Source organism: Stenotrophomonas sp. SrG (assembly GCF_050031795.1).
Classification (GTDB): domain Bacteria; phylum Pseudomonadota; class Gammaproteobacteria; order Xanthomonadales; family Xanthomonadaceae; genus Stenotrophomonas; species Stenotrophomonas rhizophila_A.
In genome coordinates, this window is sequence record NZ_JBNBBE010001139.1 from 1 (window position 1) to 239 (window position 239).

1 pseudogene is annotated in these 239 nt (G+C 72.8%); it reads right to left on the minus strand.

The features are described from left to right. Window positions 1-165, minus strand: a pseudogene (locus ACQG3P_RS23035) (PAQR family membrane homeostasis protein TrhA); the annotation flags it as partial. Window positions 166-239 lie beyond the last annotated feature (74 nt).

The following is a 239-nucleotide window of genomic DNA, read 5'->3' on the forward strand; positions in this document are numbered from 1 at the left end:
GTGGTAGAGCGTGGAGGCCGTGTAAAGCAGCAGCAGTGCCCCGCCGAACACGTTGGCGCTGGCCTGCTGCCTGGCGTCGCCGTTGATGGCGGCCAGGGTGATCAATACCGCGCTGGCGGCAAGCGCGGCGACCGCGCCCAGCCCGGGGGTCCGGGCGCTGGCGATTTCGTCACGTCCGGAAGCGCCAGAGGTCCTGGCGCTGTTCGTCGCGCGGGGAGGGGGCGCCCGCGCCCCCCTAT